The organism is Nocardioides sp. (genome assembly GCF_030655615.1).
GTDB lineage: Bacteria > Actinomycetota > Actinomycetes > Propionibacteriales > Nocardioidaceae > Nocardioides.
The window spans coordinates 1-4,397 of sequence record NZ_JAURVJ010000078.1 but is presented as its reverse complement, the minus strand read 5'-3'; the positions used below and the strand labels follow the sequence as shown (position 1 = coordinate 4,397).

At 73.1% G+C, this 4,397-nt stretch carries 5 protein-coding genes; 1 reads left to right on the top strand and 4 read right to left on the bottom strand.

Features of this window, described 5'->3' with window-relative positions; translation table 11 throughout:
* Positions 1–663 (bottom strand): D-alanyl-D-alanine carboxypeptidase (locus Q7T52_RS06590; RefSeq protein WP_304800617.1); only part of this gene is annotated, 663 nt, incomplete at its 3' end.
* A 117-nt stretch (positions 664–780) separates the two neighbouring features.
* Here Q7T52_RS06590 and Q7T52_RS06585 point away from each other — a divergent pair.
* Positions 781–1,281: an inorganic diphosphatase gene (locus Q7T52_RS06585; protein WP_304800620.1), complete on the top strand. Its 501-nt coding sequence runs from the start codon at positions 781–783 to the stop codon at positions 1,279–1,281.
* An 88-nt stretch (positions 1,282–1,369) separates the two neighbouring features.
* Here the strand turns inward: Q7T52_RS06585 and Q7T52_RS06580 are convergent, their stop codons facing one another.
* From Q7T52_RS06580 to Q7T52_RS06570, 3 genes are all read right to left on the bottom strand, one after another.
* Positions 1,370–2,032, bottom strand: a complete 663-nt coding sequence (locus tag Q7T52_RS06580; protein ID WP_304800615.1) for a class I SAM-dependent methyltransferase — start codon at positions 2,030–2,032, stop codon at positions 1,370–1,372.
* The gene (locus Q7T52_RS06575; protein ID WP_304800613.1) at positions 2,029–2,544 is read right to left on the bottom strand and encodes a hypothetical protein; all 516 of its coding nucleotides are present in this window, start codon (positions 2,542–2,544) and stop codon (positions 2,029–2,031) included. The genes Q7T52_RS06580 and Q7T52_RS06575 overlap by 4 nt, the downstream gene beginning before the upstream one ends.
* The coding region (locus tag Q7T52_RS06570) for an acyl-CoA dehydrogenase (RefSeq protein ID WP_304800611.1) at positions 2,541–4,397 on the bottom strand (1,857 nt) is incomplete at its 5' end. The genes Q7T52_RS06575 and Q7T52_RS06570, both read right to left, overlap by 4 nt.

Genomic DNA, 4,397 nt, shown 5'->3' with positions numbered 1-4,397 from the left:
GTCGTAGTCGAGGCGGACGCGGCGTACGCCGTCTGCCTGGAGCGCCGCGGCGGTCTGCCGGGCGAGGTCCTGCAGGTCGGCGCGCACGGGGTAGGGCCAGGGCTGGCCCTGGTCGAGCGGTCCGCGCTCCAGGAACGGGTCGCCGCCGCCGACGAGCGTGACGACGTTGCCGCGGCGGCGCACCTCGGTGGTGAAGACGTGGTCGGGACCCAGCGCGAGCAGCGCGGCCGTGCTGGTGACGAGCTTGGTGGTCGACGCCGGGATCGCGGTGTCGGCGCCGCCCCCGACGGTGACCGCCGGGCCGTCGCCGTCGAGCGGCGCGACCTCGGCGAGCACGTGGCGGCCCAGGCGCTTGTCGCGCAGGTAGGTGTTGAGGGCGCGGCGTACGGCGGCTGGCCCCAGTGCGGTGGTCGGCGCGGACGCCACGGCCACCGGCGGCGGGGCGACCACGTCGGGCACCACGACGCCCGGGGGCGGCGCGACCACGGCCGGGTCGCTCGTCGGGCCCGCCTGGGGAGCGTCGTCGCCGTCGCGGAGACGGTCGACGAGGTCGTAGCGCCAGACCGCCACGCCCCCGGCCACGAGGGCCAGGAAGAGCACCAGCACGAGGGTGCTGCGGACGGGCGAGCCACCGCTGCCGCGGCCGGAGTCGTTGCGGGCCACGCGTCCTCCTGTCCCCGGCTGCACGATCACGGACATTGTGCGGGACACTGGCCTCCATCGCGCGGAGGCCCCTCGGTCACCGCCCCTGATCCGCAGACCGACCGGAGGATGCACGTGCTGGAGTTCGACGTACTGGTGGAGATCCCCAAGGGTGAGCGCAACAAGTACGAGGTCGACCACGAGTCCGGCCGGATGCGCCTCGACCGGATGCTCTTCACCTCGACGCAGTACCCCGCCGACTACGGCTACATCGAGGACACCCTCGGTCTCGACGGCGACCCCCTCGACGCGCTCGTGCTGCTGCAGGCGCCGACGTTCCCGGGCTGCCTCATCCGCTGCCGCGCGATCGGGATGTTCCGGATGACCGACGAGGCCGGCGGCGACGACAAGGTCCTCTGCGTCCCGTCGACCGACCCGCGCCAGGAGCACATCCGCGACATCAACCACGTGCCGAAGTTCGACCGGCTCGAGATCCAGCACTTCTTCGAGGTCTACAAGGACCTCGAGCCCGGCAAGTCCGTCGAGGGTGCCGACTGGGTCGGCCGTTCCGACGCCGAGCTCGAGGTGCTCGCGTCCTTCGAGCGCGCCAAGACCGAGGGCTACACGAACCCCCACTGAGCTGGATGGTCGCCTCTGGCCGGTCTGGGTGCGGGTCGGGGCGCCTTCTTGCTGGTGGGGCTTCCCGTGAGGCGATGGACGCGCAGGCTCAGCTCTTCACGCCGCGGAAGTAGCCCATCGCACCCGACCGCTCCAGGGTCGGGGCGAGGACGCCGCGCGCCTGCAGCCAGTGCACGACCTCGGGCCCGGTGCAGCCGGGGCCGAGCAGGCCCGCGAGCCGGCCGCCGCGGCGCATCGGCTCGTGGCGCAGGCCGGAGTCGTTGAGGATCGCGCTGCCGGTGATGACGCCGCCGGGGCGCAGGACGCGCGTCATCTCGACCACCGCGCGGGCGGGGTCGGGGAAGCAGTGCAGGCCGGTGAACGAGACGACGAGGTCGAAGGTGTCGTCCTCGAAGGGCAGCTGCTCGACGTCGGCGACGCGCGGGACGACCTGGTCGGCGACGCCGCGCTCGCGGGCGGCGGCCGTCGTGCGGTCGAGCATGGTCCGGGCGATGTCGGCGGCGACGTACTCGACGTCCTGGCCCGGCCGCAGCCCGCGCAGCGCCACCCCGCCGCCGCACGGCACGTCGAGCACGCGCGCGCCGGCGGGCAGCCGGCCGATCTCGTCGGTCGCGGCGTAGAGCCGCCGCAGCTCGCTCTGGATGCCGAAGCGCCACAGCAGCCCACCGGCGCGCGGGTGCTCGACGGACCAGTCGTAGACGGTCGCCCACAGCGGGTCGTCGCTCCAGCCGCCGAGGCCCGGGACCCTCACCCCAGCCTGCCGAGGAACGCGGTCGTCGCGTCCGTGACCAGGGCCAGGTCGTCGGGCGCGACCACGCCGTCGCCGGCGGCGCTCAGGGCGTGGTCGAGGCCGGGCAGCTCGAGCACGTCGCACGCCAGTGCGGCGGCGACCGAGGCGTCGTGGAGCGGGTCGGCCGCGCCGCAGACGAGCAGCTGCGGCGAGGGGTTGGCGCGGATCCCGGCGACGACCGCCGCGTCGCGCAGCAGGGGCGTGACCCAGACCGCGGGCCAGGCCCGCTCCGCGGCGTACGACGCCGCCCGGGTGCCCAGCGACTTGCCGACGACCAGGTCGCACCCGTCGGGTGCGGCCTCCGCGAGGCGCTCGGCGACCCAGCGGTCCGGGTCGGCGGGCACCTCGGCGAGGACGCCCCAGTCGACCGGGCGGACGGCGTAGCCGTGCGCGGCCACCGCGTCGACGACCACCGCGATGGCCGGCAGGGTCACCGGGTAGGCCCGTCCCGGCAGGGCGACGGCGAGGCTCACCCGATGAGCTCCGGCGAGCGCAGCATCGCCACCGGCACGCCGAAGCCGTCGACCAGGTCGTCGGCGAGCGGCCGGATCTTGCGGCACAGCGACGAGACCTCGCGGCTGATCGCCTTGCTGCGCTGGGACGTGAGCCGCCCGTGCTCCATGAACCAGGCACGGTCCGCCTCGATGCCGGTGAGCGCGTGGAGGTCGCAGAGGAGGTTGAGCGCGACCTTGGTGTCGCCGTCGGGCATCGCCTCCATCTTCTCGATGAACGCCTCGAGGACGAGCCGCTCCATGTGGGCGCGGGCCGCGGCGATGACGTGGTCCTGCACGCGTGAGAAGACCTCACCGGGGTTCATCTTGTTGTCGATGCCGCGCTTGAGGCGGCGGGCGACGCCGGCAATGGTGTGCTCCTCGCGGAAGCGGTACATCGCCAGCTGGTACTGGGGATCGAGCAGTCCGGCGTCCTGGTCCCAGGCACCGTCCGACGACCCCGTGCCGCCGGGCAGCACGTCCTTGAAGCGCTCGATCAGCTTGTGGACGCTGGTCTTCTCGATCACCGTCTCGACCGCGAGCCCGGCGACGAACTTGACCATCCCGAACTGGTCCATCTCCTCGAACTCGCTGGAGTAGGCGGTCAGCAGGCCCTTGGCGACCAGCTGCAGCAGCACGTGGTTGTCGCCCTCGAACGTCGTGAAGACGTCGGTGTCGGCCTTGAGCGCGGCGAACCGGTTGACCGCCAGGTAGCCCGCGCCGCCGCAGGCCTCGCGGCACTCCTGGATCGTGCGGGTCGCGTGCCAGGTGCCGAGGGCCTTGGTGCCGGCGGCGCGCGACTCGAGCTCGCGCCTGGCGAGGTCGGGGTCGGCGTCCGGGTCGAGCGTGCCGGAGAAGACGTCGTGGACCTGGCCGGCGACGACCTCCTGCGCGAAGTGGAGCGCGTAGGTGCGCGCGAGCAGCGGGAACAGCCGGCGCTGGTGGAGCCCGTAGTCGAGGAGCAGCTCCTCCTCGGTCTCGCTGGTGGCCTCGAACTGACGACGCTGCAGGGCGTACTTGACCGCGATCGCGATCGCGACCTTGGAGGCGTTGATGCCCGCGCCGCCCACGCACACCCGGCCCTGCACCAGGGTGCCGAGCATCGTGAAGAACCGCTTGTTGGGGTTGTCGATGTCGCTGACGTAGACACCGTCCTCGGTGACGTCGGCGAAGCGGTTGAGCAGCGCCTCGCGCGGCACCCGGACCCCGTCGAACCAGAGCCGGCCGTTGTCGACGCCGTTGAGGCCCATCTTGAGACCGTCGTCCTCGATGCGTACGCCGGGCGCGGGCTCGCCGCCGACGCGGATCGGCACCAGCAGCGCGTGCACGCCCTTCGACTCGCCGCCGACGACCAGCTGGGCGAAGACCGCCGCCATCTCGCCGTGGGCCGCCGCGTTGCCGATGTAGTCCTTCCACGCGTCGGGCCGGGTCGACTGGATCTCGAACTCCTGGGTGGCGGGGTCGTAGGTCGCCACGGTCCCGAGCGCCTGGACGTTGGAGCCGTGCCCCGTCTCCGTCATGGCGAAGCAGCCCATCAGCCGGCCGCTCACGACGTCGGGGAGGTACTTCTCGTGGTGGCGCTGCGTGCCGAGCTGCAGCACCGCGCCGCCGAACAGACCGAACTGGACCCCGACCTTGACCAGCACCGAGAGGTCGCCGAGCGCGAGGGTCTCGAACGCCGCCAGCGACGCGCCGATGTCGCCGCCGCCGCCGTACTCGGTCGGGAAGCCCATGGCGGTCTGGCCGGTGCCGGCCATCTCGACCACGACGTCGCGGACCCGGTCGCGGAAGTCGGGTCGCGTCATCTCCTCGGCGTCGACCAGCACCTGGGCGTG